Here is a 484-nt window from a genome sequence, read left to right on the forward strand (position 1 = left end):
CCATTACTTTATCTTTCGCTGTTATCGCCGTGTTTCAGTTGGGCTTTTTGCTTTGATGAGGCAGGGCGATTTTATAATGTCGATCCACAGCTTTTAAAATCCATTGCAACGGTAGAGAGCAGCTTAAAGCCGAACGCGTACAATGAAAATAAAAATAGAGTCGGTGAGGTGGTTAGTCGTGACTTTGGATTGATGCAAATCAATTCCCATTGGTTTGATCGACTATCTGAATTTAATGTGAATGAAACAAACATCTATAATCCTTGCTTTAATGTTCATCTTGGCGCTTGGGTATTAAGTTCTAATTTTTCTAGTCATGGTTATAACTGGAACAGTGTCGGCGCGTATAATGCGGGTTTTTCCAAACGTACCGAGAACGCCAGAAAAATATACATCCAAAAAGTCCAATCGGTTTATTTTAAGATGAACGTTCAATAAAAGGACTTGCACCATAATGGTGCAATGCCTTTAGCTTTTCCTCTCG

The 484-nt window shown here is 39.0% G+C and carries 1 protein-coding gene; it reads left to right on the forward strand.

Annotation, left to right across the window (positions count from 1 at the left end):
- The first annotated feature begins 18 nt into the window (after positions 1-18).
- The gene (locus AB4496_RS27575; protein WP_137002697.1) at positions 19-438 is read left to right on the forward strand and encodes a lytic transglycosylase domain-containing protein; all 420 of its coding nucleotides are present in this window, start codon (positions 19-21) and stop codon (positions 436-438) included.
- The last annotated feature ends 46 nt before the right edge of the window (positions 439-484 follow it).

Origin of the sequence: Vibrio sp. 10N.222.46.A1, from assembly GCF_041473595.1 — a bacterium.
Lineage (GTDB): Bacteria > Pseudomonadota > Gammaproteobacteria > Enterobacterales > Vibrionaceae > Vibrio > Vibrio tasmaniensis_A.